The organism is Pandoraea terrigena, from assembly GCF_902459705.1.
GTDB lineage: Bacteria > Pseudomonadota > Gammaproteobacteria > Burkholderiales > Burkholderiaceae > Pandoraea > Pandoraea terrigena.
Genome location: NZ_CABPRU010000007.1, coordinates 132,303 through 149,618 on the forward strand (window position 1 = coordinate 132,303; position 17,316 = coordinate 149,618).

The following is a 17,316-nucleotide window of genomic DNA, read 5'->3' on the forward strand; positions in this document are numbered from 1 at the left end:
GCCTTTTTTCCCCGATGGATATGGCGAGCGAGCTATGAGCAACCTGCGATTCATGAGGACGTTTGCGGCCGTCGCGAGACATGGCTCCTTCGCTTCGGCGGCGGAACATCTGGCGATGACGCAGTCGGCCGTCAGCATGCAGATGCGGGCGTTGGAGGAGGAGTTCGCTCATGCGCTGTTCGATCGTGTGGGGCGTTCGGTTTCGCTGAATGCGATGGGGCGTGTCTTGCTGCCGCATGCGGAGCAACTGCTGGCGCAATACCAGACGATGCGTATGTTGGCGGCCGGAATCGAAGCGACGGCGGGACCGGTGACGATCGGCGCGGTGGAGTCGGCGGTGAGCGCTCTTGCCCCCGCGGTGACGCAGATCAAGCAAGCGCAACCGCATTTGGAGATATCGATTCAGACGGCGCGCTCGATCGAACTGACAGCGAAGCTCGATGCTGGGGAAATCGATTGCGCGGTGTTGGTGGAACCGTCGGGACGTCGTCCGGCGGGCGTGCGATGGACGCCGTTGTATCGAGAGCCGTTGGTACTGTTGGTGTCGTCGGCGCTAAAGTCGGCGTCGGTGACTCGGTTGCTGGAGACGGAGCGGTTTTTGCGGTTCGACCGGACGCAGCGAACCGGTGCGCTGATTGATCGCGCGGTGCGACGTCAGCACGTGAAGGTGAGTGACTTTCTGGAACTGAGTTCGATCGAAGGAATCGTGGCGCTGGTGCGGCAACGGATCGGCATCGCTGTCGTGCCGCTGCTACATAGCGCGACGTGGGCGCAGGAGGATTCGCTACGGGTCATTCCACTGCCTGGCGTGACCGAGCAACGCTGCATCGGGCTTCTGGAACGGACACGCCACGACAAGATGGGAATTACGACGGCGATCGCGCAGCAGGTGATGGCGCAGGGGTGAGAGGGAAAAGCGTCGGGGGCGTTACCGAAGGTTCGCAAAGCACGGCGGGCGGCGATCAAACCGATCTACACCGCGCCCAACGCGGAGGCGGCTCAGGCCGAGTTTGATGCATTTGCCAAAGGGCGTTGGGGGCAGAAGCTCCCAACCGCGCCAGTCTGTGTGATTTTCAACTCGCCTTGAACACGGAATTTCTGCCCCCCTTCCGCGGACTTCATTCTAATGTTGAGAATGTAATGTGGACCGGCCAGCGTTTCATGGACACTGACGAACCGCGCGAACGTGGTAGACGTTGACGCCCGACGGCGCTTGGCCAAGAAAGTGCCAAGACGTTCGAAGATGCGGCCCGCCATTCACGACGGGCGACCCTCGGCCTTTATCCTTTCACTTTCGGCGGTTTCCCGCTTCCTGGGGAATAAAGGATCCGGCGGGGACGGGTCAATCTTTCGGATGCGACCACTGCGTGCGCATATGTATCGAAGTAGATAGCGTGTTCCGAGTCGTCAACATGCGCCTTTTGGATCTCCCCCGCCGACTCGCTCCACTCGAAACCAAGGTACTTGTTGTGTTCGTAGAACCAGACAACGTGCCCTTCGCGCGCCAGGGACTTCGGGATGTCACCCCCGCCGCTCACCCGACCTCCGTTTCCTCCGTCCTTTTCGCCGTCGTCGTTTGAAGCGCTCATCAAAGTCTCCTGAGATGTACGTGGGTTTAGCCAGCCTCGTGGCTAAGCCCATCATCGCAGCAGTGACGATCCTGGAGTTTCAGCAACTTCCGAATATCGTTGCCTGCCTAGGCTTGAGGCATGTGGATCGAGAACCAGTCCGCCGCCAGGTGTGCGACCGCTTCAAGCGTCCCTGGCTCTTCAAACAGATGTGTGGCGCGAGGCACGAGGATCGTCCGATGCTCGCATGCAAGCCGGCGCGCAGCCGTCTCGTTCAATTCGATCACCTCTGTATCCAGCGCGCCGACGATCAGAAGTGTGGGCGCCTGTACGCGTGGGAGCGCGGCGTCGGCGAGGTCGGGACGGCCACCTCGCGACACGACCGCCCGCACCCGTGCCGGGCGCGCCGCGGCCGCAATCAGCGCTGCGCCCGCACCCGTGCTGGCGCCGAACAGGCCGACGTCGAGCGTGGCGGTTGCCGGGAGCGCAGCAAGCCAGTCGATAGCGTCAGTCAGGCGTCGCGCGAGCAGGGGGATGTCGAACCGATAGACGCTCGTCACCACGTCCCGGCTGCTTTCGTCGGCTGTCAGCAGGTCGAACAGCAGGGTCGCCAGTCCGGCCTGCTGCAGCACCGCGGCCACCGCCCGATTGCGGCGGCTGAAGCGACTGCTGCCGCTACCATGGGCAAAGGCGATCACCCCGCGCGATCTTGCAGGGACGGCGAGGATGCCTTCCAGCAGCACATCGCCGGACGGTATCGAGACATCTTTCAACTGAACTTCGCGCATTGGCGACCTCTATTTCGTATCGCATCGCTCAGACCGCCTGCTCGGGCACCTCACGCCGGTGCCAGTGAGGCGGCGCTTCCAGCGGCTCCAGGGCGCTTGTCTCATCCAGATGAAACAGCGCATCGAACTGGTGGGCGAGCGACGTCCAGAAATAATGACTTTCACGTTCGGTCTGGGGCAGGTAGATCACGCCGATCGCCCGTTCGAGCATGGCTTCACGAAGCGGCTCCGCTGCCACCCCCATGAGCGGCAGGAAGAACCGGTCCAGCCCGGTGCTGTGAAACAGATATTCATAGCTGTCGTGCAATGCCGGTCGCACCCACTTGTGCTCGACGTCGCCATCCCATTGGGATGCGGCGGATACGTATCCCGTGTAGGTGCTGAAGCCGACCAGCAGGGCCTTCGCACCGACGGCTTCACGCACCAGTTGACCAAGATTCCACTCGCCGCGCAGATGGGATTCAGTCGCGCGTGCGTCGCCCAGGTGCGAATTGTGCGCCCAGACGACAACCCGCCCCCGACCGCCACGTTGCAGTCGATAGCGGGCAAGGGTGGATAGCGTGCGATACATATGCGCGTCACGCAGATTCCAGGTGTTCAGGCGCCGTCCGAACATCGACCGATAGTAGTTTTCCGCGTCGACGACAACTTCGGCATTCTGTTGCGCAAAGAACTGGGCATCGAGTGCCGCAAGGCCATCCTGCGAAAGATGGAGGCGCGCGTCAGCCCGCAGTTGCAGCAACTGGGCGACTACGCCTTCACGCGCATCCGGCCGGGCGCCGACCGCAGTGGCATACCCATAGGCCTGGGGCTCGCGCACGTGATCGAGCGCCGCGTAGCGGGCGCGTGCCATTGCCGCCTGCTCGGGATCGACCTGCTCTAGATAGCGGATCACCGCATCGGCTGACTGGTACATGCTGTACAGGTCGAGTCCATAAACGCCGACCCGTTCCCCAGGCGACAGCGCGGCGTTGTGCTCACGTAGCCACAGGATGAAGTCGCGCATCTCACGATTGCGCCACATCCAGGTAGGGAAGCGCTTGAAATCCTCAAGTGCGGCATCCGCATCGGCATCGCCTTCGCCTTGCACGAAACAGTTCACGCGCCAGGTGTCCGGCCAATCGCCTTCGATGGCGACCGCGTCGAAGCCGCCGTCGGCGATCAGGCGGCGGGTAATCTGTGCGCGCATCCGGTAGAAGTCCTGCGTGCCGTGCGTGGCTTCGCCGAGTAACACGAACTCGCGATCGCGCGCCATCTCCAGCAGCGCATCGTAGTCGCTATCGTTGTCATCAAGCCGTTGCGCGAGCTCGCGTACGGCGAGAAAGGGCGTGGTGGCGGGGTGCATTACAGAATGTCCTGACGTGAGCGGGCGAGGAGCGCGCTCACTTCGGCGTCGCTCGTCTGCCCGAAGTCGCGGTAAAACCGGCCGACGCCACCGAACTGACGCGGGCTGTGCGGACAGACGAATTCATCGGCGACGCCGCGCAGCCGCTCCGCCGTGCCCTCGGGCGCGACCGGCACGGCAACAACGATCCGGGCCGGCTTGCCGGTACGCAACGCCGCGATGGCAACGCGCATCGATGAGCCGGTAGCGATGCCGTCGTCGACAACGATGACCGTGCGCCCCTCGATCTTCAGCGGCGGCCGCTGCCCGCGGTATAGCGCTTCCCGTCGTGCCAGTTCGCGGCGTTCATCGCCCAGTACGTCGACTATTTGCGCCTGGGTGATGCCTGCGAGCCGGATCATCTGCTCGTCGAGGTAAAGCGCTCCGCCGGACGCGATTGCGCCCATTGCCAGTTCCGGATTGTGGGGCACGCCCAGCTTGCGCACGACCAGCACGTCGAGTTCGACAGCCAACGCTTGCGCAACCTCATAGCCGACTGGCACGCCACCGCGCGGCAGTGCCAGTACGATCACATCGCTGCGTCCCGCGTATTGGCCCAGTTGTCGTGCAAGCACGCGCCCGGCCTCAGCGCGATCGCTGAATCGCGGTTCGTTACCCACCCAGTATGAATTCATGAGATCACCGCTTCGGCTGTGAACCGTTCTCAGCGAGAAGAGTTCGCCATGTCTCCCCTCTCCTTGAGGTACGCGGTCCGACACGAAGTGCGATGCGATGACCGAGAGCGCGATTCCCCATATGACAATTCTGGGCGTCCGGACGAGGCAGTATTTGAGATTGATCAAAGAAGTGGTACAAGGCGGGCCACGGTCGGTGCTGATTGCGATCTGACGCTATCTCGACCTCGGCGGCGATATTGCGGAACTGGGACGCCAGGGGCCGGCCAGCAATCGGTAACACCGGTGAACTCCAGTGCATGAACGACCTTTACGGCGGCGGCCAATCGCCGCGCTGTTTCCAGACATGTTCCGGTCGATTGGCAGTGGAGACAGCGGGGATGGGTAAACGCGTATGCAAAATCTTGCATCCCGGTCGTAAATAACAGGTGCCGGGCGAATACCGACATCGAGTCTCGAAATGTCAGGTCCGCCCAGGCTGATTTGAAGGTTGACTCCCCCATTCTGGTAAAACGAGCGATCGCGGCAGCACGTCGAAATGCGTCAGGCATTGTCGTACGGCCATCCCTGGCGGTACTTTTCGGACGCGGCCGCGTCGCCACTCACGAAGGAAACGAAGTGCAGCGATTTGTCTTCACGATCCGATTCAAGTTGATGCTCGCCTTCGGCGCCTGGGCAACCCTGATGTTCGTCGTCGGACTGGTGGCGACGACCTCGCTATGGGGCCTCGACGCGAACGCGGCTTCGTCATATCGCCTGTCGTTGACGAGTCTGATTGTCGTGGCGTCGATGGGCGGTGCCGTCGCGATCTATTGCGGCGTGCACCTGAACCGAGTCGTATGCGGTGGGTTGAACCGCATGGGCAGAAAATTCGAGGACATCGCGCTCACCCTTGACCTGTCAACGCGGTCATCAAGCCCGCGTATGGACGAGTTCGGCCGCGCTGCCGTGGCGTTCGACAAGCTGATGCGTCGCGTCGAAGCCACTGTGTCCGCCGTGAATGTATCGACCGAATCGGTTGCCACCGCTACGCGAGAAATCGCGGCCGGGAATCTTGACCTGTCCGCACGCACGGAGGAACAAGCTGCGTCGCTGGAGCAGACGGCCGCCAGCATGACCCAACTGACCGAGACGGTGAGGCAGAACGCCGACAACGCACGTCAGGCAAATGCGCTGGCCACGAATGCCACGGACATCGCCGGTACCGGCAGCGATGCGGTGCAAACCATGGTGGCCACCATTGAGAGAATCAACGGCAGCTCGAACAAGATTTCCGAAATCACGAGCGTGATTGAGGGAATTGCGTTCCAAACCAATATTCTTGCGCTGAATGCCGCCGTGGAAGCGGCTCGGGCTGGCGAGCAAGGACGGGGCTTCGCGGTGGTGGCGAGCGAGGTGCGTAGCCTGGCCCAGAGATCAGCGTCCGCGGCAAAGGAAATCAAGGACCTGATTTCCTCCTCGGTCGCCACGATTCACGACGGCTCGCAACAGGCCGTCGAAGTCAGTGCCGCGATGGACGAGATCAAAAGCGCGATCAAGCGGGTGTCGGAAATCGTCAGTGAAATCGCCGGGGCGTCGGAGGAGCAAAGTCGCGGCATCGAACAGGTCAGCCAGGCCGTCACTCAGATGGACCAGGTGACGCAGCAGAACGCGGCGCTCGTCGAGCAGGCGGCAGCGGCGACACACTCACTCGAAGATCAGGCGGCCAAGCTGAAAGGCGCGGTTTCGTCATTCAAGATTACCGAGTCGGCGCGCCTCACGGTTGCCATCGCCGCGTAGTTCACACCGTGCCCGCGTCGGAAAATGCTCGACAGCGACGCCCGCACGGTGGTTCGCACTCAGGTACCCGGCCGGCCCGCGGGTGTCGTCGCCGGTCGCTTGACGCAGTACGTCGAGACCGATGTGGTGGCCGATCGCTGCCGCGTCGCGAACGTCACCATTTCGCTGGTGCAGGCACGGCGCACGGCCCCTCGACGCCCACGCTGGTGAATTCCGCCGGACCGACGATTTCCAGATATTCCATATCCGGCGAGTAGTCGAAGAGAAAATGGCGGATGCCGGGTCGTTGATGGACGCAATCGCCCGCTTCCACAAGTGTTTCCTGGTCTTCGTACATGAACTTGGCCCAGCCTTTGAGCATGTAGACGATATGGAAATCGGCGCCGTGGATATGCCAGCCGGTACCCGCCTCGGGCGCATGATTGGCGCGAACCAGATGCGCGATCACCTTGCCGCCGGTGGCGTCGGCGATGCCGAGGTCGCGATACAGGAAGAAGTCGCGCAGGCCGCCGCTCACAAATGCGGTATCGCCCGGCTTGACGTGAGAAAACTTGCTTTCGTTGCTGTTCATGATGGAGATGACAAGTCAATGAAAACTGCAGGTTGGAAATACGGCGTCGCCGCGCCTGGCATTAACGTCACGTCAACTAAGGGCCCGTCGCACCTCTCGGTCTGCCAGGCCCCCGTACCGCAGGCCAGACTTATTGAGCGGTCCAGCCACCGTCCGCGGCCCATGTGGCACCGCGCACCTCGGATGCCAGCGGCGAACAGAGCATCAATGCAAGGTTGCCAAGTGCCTCGGGCGAAACGAATTGGCCGGACGGCTGCTTTTCCCCCAGCAGGCGCGCGCGCGCGTCGCCCGGAGAAAGGCCGTCGCGCCGCGCCAGATCGTCGATCTGCTTTTGTACCAGCGGCGTCAACACGAATCCGGGGCAGATGGCATTGCATGTCACACCGGTCTTCGCGGTCTCCAGTGCCGTGACTTTCGTCAGCCCCACCAATCCGTGCTTTGCCGCCACATAGGCTGACTTGCCCGCCGAGCCAACGAGGCCATGCACCGACGCAATGTTGATGATGCGCCCCCAATCGCGAGCGTGCATGCCCGGCAACGCGAGGCGGGTCGTGTGGAAAGCCGAACTCAGGTTGATGGCGATGATGTCGTCCCATTTGCCGGGATCGAACGTCTCGATGGGCGCCACATGCTGGATGCCGGCATTGTTGACGAGAATGTCCACGGCACCGAAGCGATCCCGCGCCGCAGTGAACATGGCTTCGATGGCTTCCGCGTTGCGCATGTCGGCGGGATGGTGCATGACCTCGGCCCCCTCCGATGCGATCGTCGAGACGGCGGCATCGACATCGCCGAACCCGTTGAGGATGAGATTGGCGCCGGCGTGTGCCAGCACCTGTGCGATGCCCAGGCCAATGCCGCTGGTCGAGCCAGTGACAAGCGCAGTTTTCCCGTTCAGAGTCGTCATGGTATTCACCGTTCAAACCAGTCCGGTCGAGTAGTAGAGCGTGATCACGAAGAACACGGCCATCGTCTTGATGCACGTCACCGCGAAGATGTCCCGGTACGATTCGCGATGCGTCAGTCCGGTGACGGCGAGCAGGGTGATGACGGCGCCGTTGTGCGGTAGCGTGTCCATGCCGCCGCTGGCCATCGCCACCACACGATGCAGCACTTCCAGCGGGATGTGCATGGTTTGTGCCGCCTTGATGAACGTATCGGACATGGCGGCGAGCGCAATACTCATGCCACCAGAGGCCGATCCCGTAATCCCCGCGAGCGTCGAGACGGACACCGCCGCATTGACCAGCGGGTTGGGGATCCCCTTGAGCGCGTTGGCGACCACCAGGAAGCCGGGCAGTGCGGCAATGACGCCCCCGAATCCATATTCGGAAGCCGTATTGAGCGTGGCGAGCAAGGCGCCGGAAACGGCGGCTTTGGTGCCGTTCGCGAAGCGGTGGCGGACCTTGCCGAAAGCCGTCAGCAGCACCAGCAGGATGCCGGTAAGCAGTGCCCCTTCGACGGCCCAGATCGCCACCACGCCGTTGATCGATACCGTCAGCGGGGCATGAATGCCGGGAAGAATGTCGGGGGTCACTTCAAAGCGATCGCCATACCAATGCGGAATCGCTTTCGTGAGCGCGTAGTTGACCACGCCCACCAGCACCAGCGGCGTAATGGCCAGAATGGGATTGGGCAGGTTCTCGGCGTTGACGCGCTCGGGTTCGTTGTGCAGCGAATTGCCGTAGCCTTCGCCGTTTGCCGCGGCAACGCGGCGACGCCACTCGAGGTAGCACAGACCGACCACGACGATGAAGACCGCCCCGGCCACCCCCAGCACAGGCGCTGCCCAGGCCGTGGTCTTGAAGAACGTGGTCGGGATGATGTTCTGGATCTGCGGCGTGCCCGGCAACGAATCCATCGTGAAGCTGAATGCCCCCAATGCAATGGCGCCGGGCATCAGGCGCTTGGGGATATTGCTCTGCCGGTAGAGTTCTGCGGCAAACGGATAGACGGCAAACACAACCACGAACAGGGAGACGCCGCCGTAGGTGAGAAGCGCGCACACGGCGACGATCACGGCGTTTGCCCGGGTGCGACCGATGTACTTGATCGCGGCGGCAACGATGGACTCGGAGAACCCGGACAGTTCGATGACCTTGCCGAATACGGCGCCGAGCAGGAATACGGGCAGGTAGAGCTTGACGAAGCCGACCAGCTTTTCCATGAAGATGCCGGAAAAAACGGGCGCCACGGCGTCAGGCTGGATCAGCAGGACAGCGCCAAGCGCCGCGATCGGGGCGAAGAGAATCACGCTATAGCCGCGATACGCAACAAACATCAGAAACGCCAGGGCGGCGAGCACGATGAGAAACGACATTTTGTCTCCGGTATGTTTGCCCGCACACTGCTGCGCAGGCTGAAGTTCTTATGAGCGGAAACCGCTTACGCAATAACTGTGCCTTCGTCGACTAAGTCCTTGATCGGGAAGTACTCAGGCATTTCTTGCGCCACTTTGCGGCGGGCGGCGGCTGGCGCGGTGCGGCGGAATGTCATTGGATTGTCTCTATTCGGAGACGGAAGGCGAGGATCGTTGGCCCAGTAACGCCTGGAAATACCAGGAAATCCCAGAAATGAAGGCGTTTTTACCGATAGAGGTGATGTCTCTGTTTGTGGAATAATCGTCTCGAAATATGGACAAACGACGATTTCGAGATGAGTGATATCGAAAAACTGGACGCCATCGGCGTCGGCAGGGAGCATGGCTTGCTGTCCGATTACGGATTCGTTCGCAAGCAAGCGATGCAATCGCTGTTCGAGACGCTGGACCATTCCAGCGAAGGCACGGTCGTCGTCGACAGCGATGCGCGGATTGTCTGGATCAATCGAAGTTACGCGGCCCGCTTCGGATTCACCAATCCAGACGAAGTGATCGGCCTGGATTGCGAAGCCGTGATCCCCAATAGCCTGATGCGCGAAGTCGTGGAGACGGGCCGGCCAATCCTGCTCGATATTCTTGAAACCGGGCAGGAGCCGCTGGTGGTGACGCGGCTTCCGATCCGGGACTCGCTCGGTGGCACCATTGGTGCAGTGGGATTCGCATTGTTCGATGAACTGAAGGCGCTGACGCCGATGTTCAGCAAATATTCGCGATTGCAGTCGGAACTCCTGGCAACTCGCCAGTCGCTGGCTCAGGCGCGGCGGGCCAAATACACCTTTTCAAGTTTTGTTGGCACGAGCGCGGCAAGCCTGGAGACCAAGCGTCTCGCGCGCCGCGCTGCGCAGCTCGATTCGCCGGTGTTGTTGCTCGGGGAAACGGGAACCGGCAAGGAGTTGCTGGCCCATGCAATTCACGGTGCTTCTACGCGCGCGGACAAGCCGCTGGTCACGGTCAATGTCGCCGCGATTCCCGACGCACTGCTCGAAGTGGAGTTTTTCGGCGCGGCGGCCGGTGCCTACACCGGGGCGGACCGGAAAGGCCGAACGGGCAAGTTTGAACTGGCCCAGGGCGGAACACTGTTCCTCGACGAAATCGGCGACATGCCGCTGTCGCTGCAAGGCAAACTGTTGCGGGTCTTGCAGGAGCGGGAATTCGAGCCGATAGGGTCGAACCGTGTTGTCCAGACGGACGTGCGCATCATCGCCGCGACCTCGGCGGATCTGCCGACCCTGGTCGCGCAGGGCCGGTTCCGGCCGGATCTGTACTATCGCCTCAACGTGTTGATGATTCGGGTTCCGCCGTTGCGTGAGCGCCCGTCCGACATCGAAGCCATGTCGTATACGATTCTGGACAAATTGAGCTCGCGCCGCGATGCGGGTCACCTGGATTTGGACGAGGACGCCATCCGGCGGCTCATGGCCTATCGCTGGCCGGGTAACGTCCGCGAGTTGCATAACACGCTTGAGCGCGTGGCATTGCTCTCGGAGGGCGGGCGCATCGACGCGCGTTCGTTGGCGCGATTTATCGGCGATGGCGTCGGCGCGGCATGCGACCCCGATGGGGTTGCGGGCACGCAGGCGGTGGTTGATCCGGCAAACGGCGAACGCGGTGCCTCCGGCGTGCAGCGATATGACGAGGCGATGAAAGCGTTCGAGCGTCAGTTGTTGATGGACGCGGTGCGTGCTGCGGGCGGGCGAGTTGCCGAGGCGGCCGCGCGATTGGGTATCGGCCGCGCCACGCTGTACAAAAAGATGGCGCTTCTCGATATCACCGCATAGTCGCGTTGGCCGGTCGACGATCGTTCGATGGGGAAGCCGTCACCGCCAATGACGCAGCAACGCACCGTCCCCGCCAGCAGCGATGCCGGCGGGAAGGGTTCCAGCGTATCGCAGGGGACGTTGCAATACGATCAGAAAATGACGGCCATGCCGAGCATGCCGACGAACTGGCCGGACGTGCTCGATCCGGTCAGGTTCTGCGAGTCGCCGACGGCCGGCGAGGCGGCGATGATGTTCCCCGCCCCGTTCTTGCCGAGCGTCTGCCCGCTCGCGTGCTGATACGCCTGCAGCGCGTACAACACGGTACGCTTCGACAACCGGTAATACTCACGCAGCGAGAACTGATGATAGCGAGCGCTGTCGGTCACGCCATTCGCACTCGTCGCGGCGGTGAATGAATAGCCGGCGCCGACATCGAAGACCGGCGTGACCTTATACACGCCCAACACGCCGACCGTATTGAAGATCGCCGAGTCGGTAAAGATTGATCGGCTCCCCGGCAGGTAGGTCACGTGCGAGACGTTCGCGCCCAGAGTGACGTTGCCGAACGAATAGTTGGCCGCCGCCGCCCACTGCTCCAACGCCCGGGCGCTGACATATCCCTGGTTCAACACGGACGTGCTGAACGACCCCGTCGACGCACTGTCGAACCCGGTCGTCGTGGCCGCATTGTTCAGGCGCAAATACCCCGCGCCGACGGACACCGGACCATTGTCGTAACGCAAGGCCGCGCTGATCGTGCTGCCTTTGCCCGTGCTGCCGGCAAGGCCGCCAAACGCATACATCACGCTGGCTTGCAGACCCGCATATGTCGGCGTCGTGTAGACGATCGCGTTGTTGATGCGAATCGTCGTATCGAGGCCGTCGATGTCGCCCGGATGCGCGCCGGTGGCGCCCGTCAAAAGACTGCTGCCGGTCAGCGGGCCGACGAACTGGTAGTACGGCGTGTACTGACGGCCGATCGTCGCCGTGCCGAATTTTTTGTCCTGCAAGCCGACGAACGCCTGGCGATTGAACAACTGCCCGGCGCTCGCGGCCGCGCCCGTGTTCAGGTCGAAACCGGCCTGCACGTCGAAGATTGCCGCCGTTCCGCCGCCCAGATCCTCACGTCCGCGCAGCCCCCACTTCGACGCATAGAGATTGCCCTGCCGCAGATAGACGTTGGACGCGCCGTTCTGGTTATTCACGTAGGTGATCGCGCTGTCGACCATCCCGTACAGCGTGACGTTCGATTGCGCGGATGCCGCGCCTGCGATCGTCATCCCGGCGGCGAGTGCAAGCGCGTGCCTGCACTGACGTGCATTTCTCATGTGTGTCTCCTTCTAGGTTGTTGACGTGGGTAGTGCTTGTTTTTCTAAAATCCGGTAACTCGGCGGCGCTGCACTCAACTGCGGCGTGCCGACTGCGCGGCCAGCCGCACGGACGCATTGGGCGCGCCGTAGCCGTCATAGCCGCCGCGCCGCTCGACGAGTTCGAAGAAGAAGCGGTGGTCGACTTGCGCGGTATAGGCGTGCAGAAACTCGCCGCCGTTCGCGTCGCGGTCGTACAGGATGTTGTGCTTGCGCAGTGTGTCGACGAACGCCTCGTCCAGACCGAAGCGCGCGGCGATGTCGTTGTAATAGCTCTGCGGAATCCGCAGGATCGGCACACCGTCGCCTTCCAGTCGACGAACCGCCAGGGCAATGTCGTCGGTGCGGAACGCCACGTGGTTCAGCCCGGAGCCCTTGTAGGCCGAGATCGTCTCCGAGTGGATCGTGCGTGGGTCGACCGAGGCATTGAGCACGATGCGCACCGACCCGTCGGGGCTGCGGATCGCCTGGCTCTGGATCTGTCCGTAAGGATCGTGCAGCACGACGCTGTGCTCCGCCTCGAACCCGAACACCGACCGGAAGAACAGTGCCCAACGCTCGAGTGAGCCGCCCGGCACCGACAGCGCCACGTGATCGACCGCCGTGATCGGCCCGGTCTGGGTCGGCCCGTCGATGTCCGTGAGATGGAAGTCCGACTCGAAGAGCGTTGGCGCATCGGGCAATTCGTCGACCAGGTAGAACAGGCTCTGGTCTGGCGCGAGCACGGCGGGTACATTGCGCTCGTTTGGCCCGACCTGTCCTTCGAAGCGCGCGTAGCCGACCTGCGCTGCACGCGTCACGGCGTCATGGGCCGACGGCACGCGAAAGGCCGATGCGCACAGCGATACGCCGTGGTGCATGAAGAACGCGCTGGCGAACGAATCGGGCTCGGCATTGAGGATGATGGACGCGCGTCCGTGCTGAAACAGCGTGACATCCTTGGAACGATGGCGGCCCATGCGCAGGAACCCGAGCTTCTCGAGCCACGTCGTGAGTGTGGCGCGCGCGTTGGCATCCACCGCAAACTCCAGGAACTGAAGATCGATGGCCGCCGGTGCCGGCGGCAGGCGCGTCAGCATGTCGAGTCCGTGCGTCGCCTTGCGCTCGGCCAGCACGTCGCGCACCTGGGATTCGAGATAGCGCAGCGAGCGAATGCCATCCTTGGCGGTCGCCTCGGCCGGGGCGGCCCGGAATCCGTCATTGAAGATCTCCAGTGACAGTGGACCCCGATAACCCGCGGCCAGCGCATTGGCGACGAAGCCCGTCACATCCAGATCGCCCTGACCGGGGAAGCAGCGGTAGTGGCGGCTCCATTCGAGCACGTCCATCTTGCGCCGCGGCGCATCGGCGACCTGCAAGAAGGCCAGCTTCTCTCCGGGAATCGTCGTCAGTTCGGTGACGTCGTCGCCAATGGACAAGGTGTGGAAGCTGTCGAGCCCGAGGCCGAGGTGAGGGCTGTCGACCGCTTTCACGAGCTGCCACGCGTGGCGATACGAGTTGACGTGTGCGCCCCATGCGAGCGCTTCGTAGGCAATGGTGACGCCGGCCTGACGGGCGAGTTCAGCAAGCGCGCCAAGCTGATCGATCGCCAGGCGATCGTCGCGAATCACGTTCGGCGACACATTGCTGCACACCAGCATCGTGTCGACCCCGAGTGCGTGCATCACATCGAATTTTCGCCGTGCCCGCTCGAGGTTCTGGTCCAACTGGGCCGGCGACACGCCTTCAAAGTCGCGAAACGGTTGATAGAGATAGATCGCCAGCCCGAGATCGGTGGCCATCGAGCGCACGGTCTTCGGTGCACCGTCGAAGTACAGCAGGTCGTTCTCGAACAGTTCGAAGCCGTCGAAGCCGGCGGCGGCAATGGCGGTCAGCTTGCTCGGAAGCATGCCCGACAGCGATACGGTGGCAATGGATGTCTTCATGCGCAGTGCGGTCTGATCCCCCGTCAAGGGGCTAAAAGCGACGTGATTCGATGATCGATGACTGGATATACACACCAGTTAGATCACACATAACGAAAAGTAATTCAAGTTCAGCAACGGTTACGATGCGAATTATAGTAACTAACTAGATGGTTAAAATTATAGTTAACCCCAGATGACGGCCGACGTTTTTATTCGCAGAATCGGTGGCCTGCTGAGCGTGAATCGCTACGTTGGCGCGCGGATGGCGAACCGTACCGACCATCCCAGGCGTGTCGATGGGCACCGCGCCAGCAGGTAACGTGAAGAGGAGTGAAGAAGGGATGTCGAATCGAACGAGGCCGTTGGTATGGGTGCTGAACGGGCCAAATATGAACTTGTTGGGAACGCGTGAGCCAGCCATCTACGGCTCGGAGACGCTTGCCGATGTCGAGGCGAAATGTCGTCGCGTGGGCGATGCACTGGGCGTGGACATTCGTTTCCACCAATCCAATGCCGAGCACCAGATCATCGACTGGATCCATCAGGCCCGTGTCGAAGCGCACGGCATTGTGATCAACCCCGCAGCCTATACGCATACGTCGGTCGCGATTGGCGACGCATTGCGCGCATCCGATCTGCCCGTCGTGGAAGTGCATCTCTCGAACGTGCATCAGCGCGAGGCGTTCCGTCATCGTTCCTATGTATCCGCCGTCGCGCGCTGCGTGATTTGCGGAGCGGGCTCCGACGGTTACGAGTATGGCCTGCGTTACTTGGCCAAACTGCTGGGTGACGCAACGGAGAGAGTATGAAGAACGATCTGCGTGCCGAGCCAAAATCGTGGCTCATCGGTCTCATCGGCGACGGCATCGGTGGCTCGATGTCCCCGGCCATGCATGAGGAGGAGGCGCGCCGCATGGGCGTGTCGTATGTCTATCGCCGTATCGACATGGCGGAACTCGGGCGCGGCGCCGCGGACCTGCCGGCCACGGTGAAGGCGCTTGAGGCGGCGGGCTACGACGGCTTCAACGTCACTTACCCGTACAAGCAGGCCATCATTGCCCTGCTCGACGAACTGTCCGACGACGCGAAAGCCCTCGGCGCGGTGAACACCGTGGTACTGCGCGGCGGGCGCCGGATCGGCCACAACACCGACTGGTCTGGCTTCTATCGCGCATTCCGCGAAGACATGCCGGGCAACGTGGCGATGTCGCGCGTGGCGCTGATCGGCGCCGGTGGCGCGGGCTGCGCCGTCGGCCATGCCGCCATGAAGCTCGGCGCGCAGGAACTGCGCGTGTTCGATGTCGATGCCGCGAAGGCCAACCACCTCGCGCAGGATCTTGCGGGCCGCTTTCCGCAGGCACGCGTGCTGGCCGTGGCCAGTATTGCGCAGGCGCTGGACGATGCCGACGGCGTGATTCACGCGACCCCTACCGGCATGACCAAGTTACCGGGCATGCCGATTCCGGCGGCGTTGCTGCGTGCCCCGATGTGGGTGGCCGACGTCGTGTATTTCCCGCTTGAAACCGAACTGATCCGTACCGCCCGGTCGCTGGGTTGCCGCACGCTCAACGGCGGCGGCATGGCCGTGTTCCAGGCGGTGGATGCCTACCAGATATTCACGCGTATGGCACCGGATCCCGACCGCATGCTCAGCCACTTCCGAAGCCTGCTGTCGAGCTGATACCCTTTCCCAAGGAGGAGACATGTCTTACACATCACAAGGCGCCGGATCTCAAGGCGTAGAAGCACGAGCGGAGGGCGTCACGAGCGTGGCTGCCGGTACGAAGCGAAGCAACGCACGCTACAAGATTCTCGCGTTGCTGGCGATCGGCACCATGATCAACTATCTCGATCGCACGGTGCTCGGTGTTGCCGCGCCGCAATTGACCAAGGAGCTGGGGCTGTCCGCTGCCGTCATGGGCATCGTGTTCTCGATGTTCTCGTGGAGTTATGTGCTCGCGCAGGTACCGGGCGGCATGTTTCTCGACCGCGTCGGCAGCAAGGTCACGTACTACCTGGCGATGACGCTCTGGTCGATCTGCACGCTCGCGCACGGTCTCGTCACTGGGCTGTCGGGGCTGATCGCCTGCCGGCTCGGCCTGGGGTTGGTCGAAGCGCCTTGCTTTCCGGTCAACAGCCGGGTCGTGGCCACGTGGTTCCCGCAGACCGAGCGCGCGATGGCCACCGGCACCTATACCGTCGGCGAATACATCGGCCTGGCGTTCTTCTCGCCGGTGCTGTTCGCGATCACGGGAGCCTTCGGCTGGCGCGTGCTGTTCATCACGGTCGGCGTGGCGGGCGTGCTGTTCGGGCTGGTATGGTGGCGTTTCTACCGTGAACCGCAGGATCACCCGGGCGCCAACGCCGCCGAGCTGGCCTACATTCGCGGCGATGAAGCGGCAGCGCCCGCGGTCGCAGTCGAGCGTCAGCCGTTCAGTTGGAAGACGGTGGGTCAGTTGATCCGTCGCCGCCAGTTGCTCGGCATCTGCATCGGCCAGTTCGCGGGCAATTCGACGCTCGTGTTCTTCCTCACCTGGTTCCCGACGTATCTGGCGACCGAGCGTCACATGGGCTGGCTCAAGATCGGCTTCTTCGCCATCCTGCCGTTCATTGCGGCATCGGTCGGTGTGATGTTCGGCGGCTCGCTGTCAGACTGGCTGCTGCGTCGCGGCCTCTCGGCCAACGTGGCCCGCAAGCTGCCGATCATCGCAGGCTTGCTGGGCGCGTCGAGCATCGTGGCGGCGAACTACGTCGACAACAATGCCATCGTCATCGCGATCCTGTCGGTGGCGTTCTTCGCGCAAGGCATGGCGGCGCTTGGCTGGACACTGGTTTCGGACATCGCGCCGAAGCACCTGCTGGGCCTGACGGGCGGCATCTTCAACTTCGCGGCCAACCTCGCTGGTATCGTGACACCGCTCGTGATCGGCTTCATCGTCGCGGCGACCGGCTCGTTCGTTTGGGCGCTCACGCTCATCGGCGCCATCGCGATCGTGGGCGCACTGTCCTACATTTTCGTGGTGGGGGACATCAAGCGTATCGACCTGGCAAGCTGATCGTCGTCGCCGGCCAACGGAATGCCCCGGTACGCCGTCAAGGCGTGCCGGGGCATTTCGCATGACCTCGACATCGGATCGAACCGGGCGTGTGGTTCTCGATATACGGTGGACGTAGCGC

General features: G+C 62.6%; 16 protein-coding genes. 6 read left to right on the forward strand and 10 right to left on the reverse strand.

Translation table 11 applies throughout. The features are described 5' to 3' along the window. The first annotated feature begins 34 nt into the window (after positions 1-34). Positions 35-907: a LysR family transcriptional regulator gene (locus PTE31013_RS15595; RefSeq protein WP_150613684.1), complete on the forward strand. Its 873-nt coding sequence runs from the start codon at positions 35-37 to the stop codon at positions 905-907. Between the two features lie 373 nt (positions 908-1,280). Here the strand turns inward: PTE31013_RS15595 and PTE31013_RS15600 are convergent, their stop codons facing one another. From PTE31013_RS15600 to PTE31013_RS15615, 4 genes are all read right to left on the reverse strand, one after another. After that, positions 1,281-1,589, reverse strand: coding sequence for a hypothetical protein (locus PTE31013_RS15600; RefSeq protein WP_246174612.1), 309 nt, complete (start codon positions 1,587-1,589; stop codon positions 1,281-1,283). Between the two features lie 107 nt (positions 1,590-1,696). Beyond that, positions 1,697-2,356 carry a dienelactone hydrolase family protein gene (locus PTE31013_RS15605; RefSeq protein WP_150613686.1) on the reverse strand — a complete coding sequence of 220 codons (660 nt, stop codon included), beginning with the start codon at positions 2,354-2,356 and terminating at the stop codon, positions 1,697-1,699. 28 nt (positions 2,357-2,384) lie between these two features. Next, positions 2,385-3,701: an erythromycin esterase family protein gene (locus tag PTE31013_RS15610; protein ID WP_150613687.1), complete on the reverse strand. Its 1,317-nt coding sequence runs from the start codon at positions 3,699-3,701 to the stop codon at positions 2,385-2,387. Further along, positions 3,701-4,375: a phosphoribosyltransferase gene (locus tag PTE31013_RS15615; protein WP_150613688.1), complete on the reverse strand. Its 675-nt coding sequence runs from the start codon at positions 4,373-4,375 to the stop codon at positions 3,701-3,703. Before PTE31013_RS15615 ends, PTE31013_RS15610 begins: the two co-directional genes overlap by 1 nt. 618 nt (positions 4,376-4,993) lie before the next feature. On the opposite strand from PTE31013_RS15615, the gene PTE31013_RS15620 reads away from it, so the two are divergent. After that, entirely contained in the window at positions 4,994-6,154 is a 1,161-nt protein-coding gene (locus tag PTE31013_RS15620) for a methyl-accepting chemotaxis protein (RefSeq protein ID WP_150613689.1), read from the forward strand. 154 nt (positions 6,155-6,308) lie between these two features. Here the strand turns inward: PTE31013_RS15620 and PTE31013_RS15625 are convergent, their stop codons facing one another. From PTE31013_RS15625 to PTE31013_RS15640, 4 genes are all read right to left on the reverse strand, one after another. After that, positions 6,309-6,725 carry a cupin domain-containing protein gene (locus PTE31013_RS15625; protein WP_174978585.1) on the reverse strand — a complete coding sequence of 139 codons (417 nt, stop codon included), beginning with the start codon at positions 6,723-6,725 and terminating at the stop codon, positions 6,309-6,311. A 130-nt stretch (positions 6,726-6,855) separates the two neighbouring features. Then, a complete protein-coding gene (locus tag PTE31013_RS15630) occupies positions 6,856-7,632 on the reverse strand; it encodes a 3-hydroxybutyrate dehydrogenase (protein ID WP_150613691.1) in 777 nt (258 codons plus the stop codon). A 12-nt stretch (positions 7,633-7,644) separates the two neighbouring features. Next, a complete protein-coding gene (locus PTE31013_RS15635; RefSeq protein ID WP_150613692.1) occupies positions 7,645-9,045 on the reverse strand; it encodes a GntP family permease in 1,401 nt (466 codons plus the stop codon). 65 nt (positions 9,046-9,110) lie between these two features. Next, on the reverse strand, positions 9,111-9,428 hold the full coding sequence (locus PTE31013_RS15640; protein WP_150613693.1) for a hypothetical protein: 318 nt from the start codon (positions 9,426-9,428) through the stop codon (positions 9,111-9,113). A gap of 39 nt (positions 9,429-9,467) precedes the next feature. On the opposite strand from PTE31013_RS15640, the gene PTE31013_RS15645 reads away from it, so the two are divergent. Beyond that, complete coding sequence (locus PTE31013_RS15645) at positions 9,468-10,883, forward strand: sigma-54 interaction domain-containing protein (protein ID WP_425495574.1); 1,416 nt, start codon at positions 9,468-9,470, stop codon at positions 10,881-10,883. Between the two features lie 131 nt (positions 10,884-11,014). On the opposite strand, the gene PTE31013_RS15650 is transcribed toward PTE31013_RS15645, so the two are convergent. Together PTE31013_RS15650 and PTE31013_RS15655 are read right to left on the reverse strand one after the other, a co-directional pair. Beyond that, positions 11,015-12,193 carry a porin gene (locus PTE31013_RS15650; protein WP_150613695.1) on the reverse strand — a complete coding sequence of 393 codons (1,179 nt, stop codon included), beginning with the start codon at positions 12,191-12,193 and terminating at the stop codon, positions 11,015-11,017. A 74-nt stretch (positions 12,194-12,267) separates the two neighbouring features. Next, complete coding sequence (locus tag PTE31013_RS15655) at positions 12,268-14,157, reverse strand: bifunctional sugar phosphate isomerase/epimerase/4-hydroxyphenylpyruvate dioxygenase family protein (RefSeq protein WP_150613696.1); 1,890 nt, start codon at positions 14,155-14,157, stop codon at positions 12,268-12,270. 323 nt (positions 14,158-14,480) lie between these two features. Between PTE31013_RS15655 and aroQ the strand changes: the two genes are divergently transcribed. Genes aroQ through PTE31013_RS15670 form a run of 3 tightly spaced genes read left to right on the forward strand, consistent with a single transcriptional unit; the run spans position 14,481 to position 17,195 of the window. Then, positions 14,481-14,948, forward strand: a complete 468-nt coding sequence (aroQ, locus tag PTE31013_RS15660) for a type II 3-dehydroquinate dehydratase (protein WP_150613697.1) — start codon at positions 14,481-14,483, stop codon at positions 14,946-14,948. Continuing rightward, positions 14,945-15,820, forward strand: coding sequence for a shikimate dehydrogenase (locus PTE31013_RS15665; RefSeq protein ID WP_150613698.1), 876 nt, complete (start codon positions 14,945-14,947; stop codon positions 15,818-15,820). Before aroQ ends, PTE31013_RS15665 begins: the two co-directional genes overlap by 4 nt. 22 nt (positions 15,821-15,842) lie before the next feature. Continuing rightward, entirely contained in the window at positions 15,843-17,195 is a 1,353-nt protein-coding gene (locus PTE31013_RS15670; protein WP_425495573.1) for an MFS transporter, read from the forward strand. Positions 17,196-17,316 lie beyond the last annotated feature (121 nt).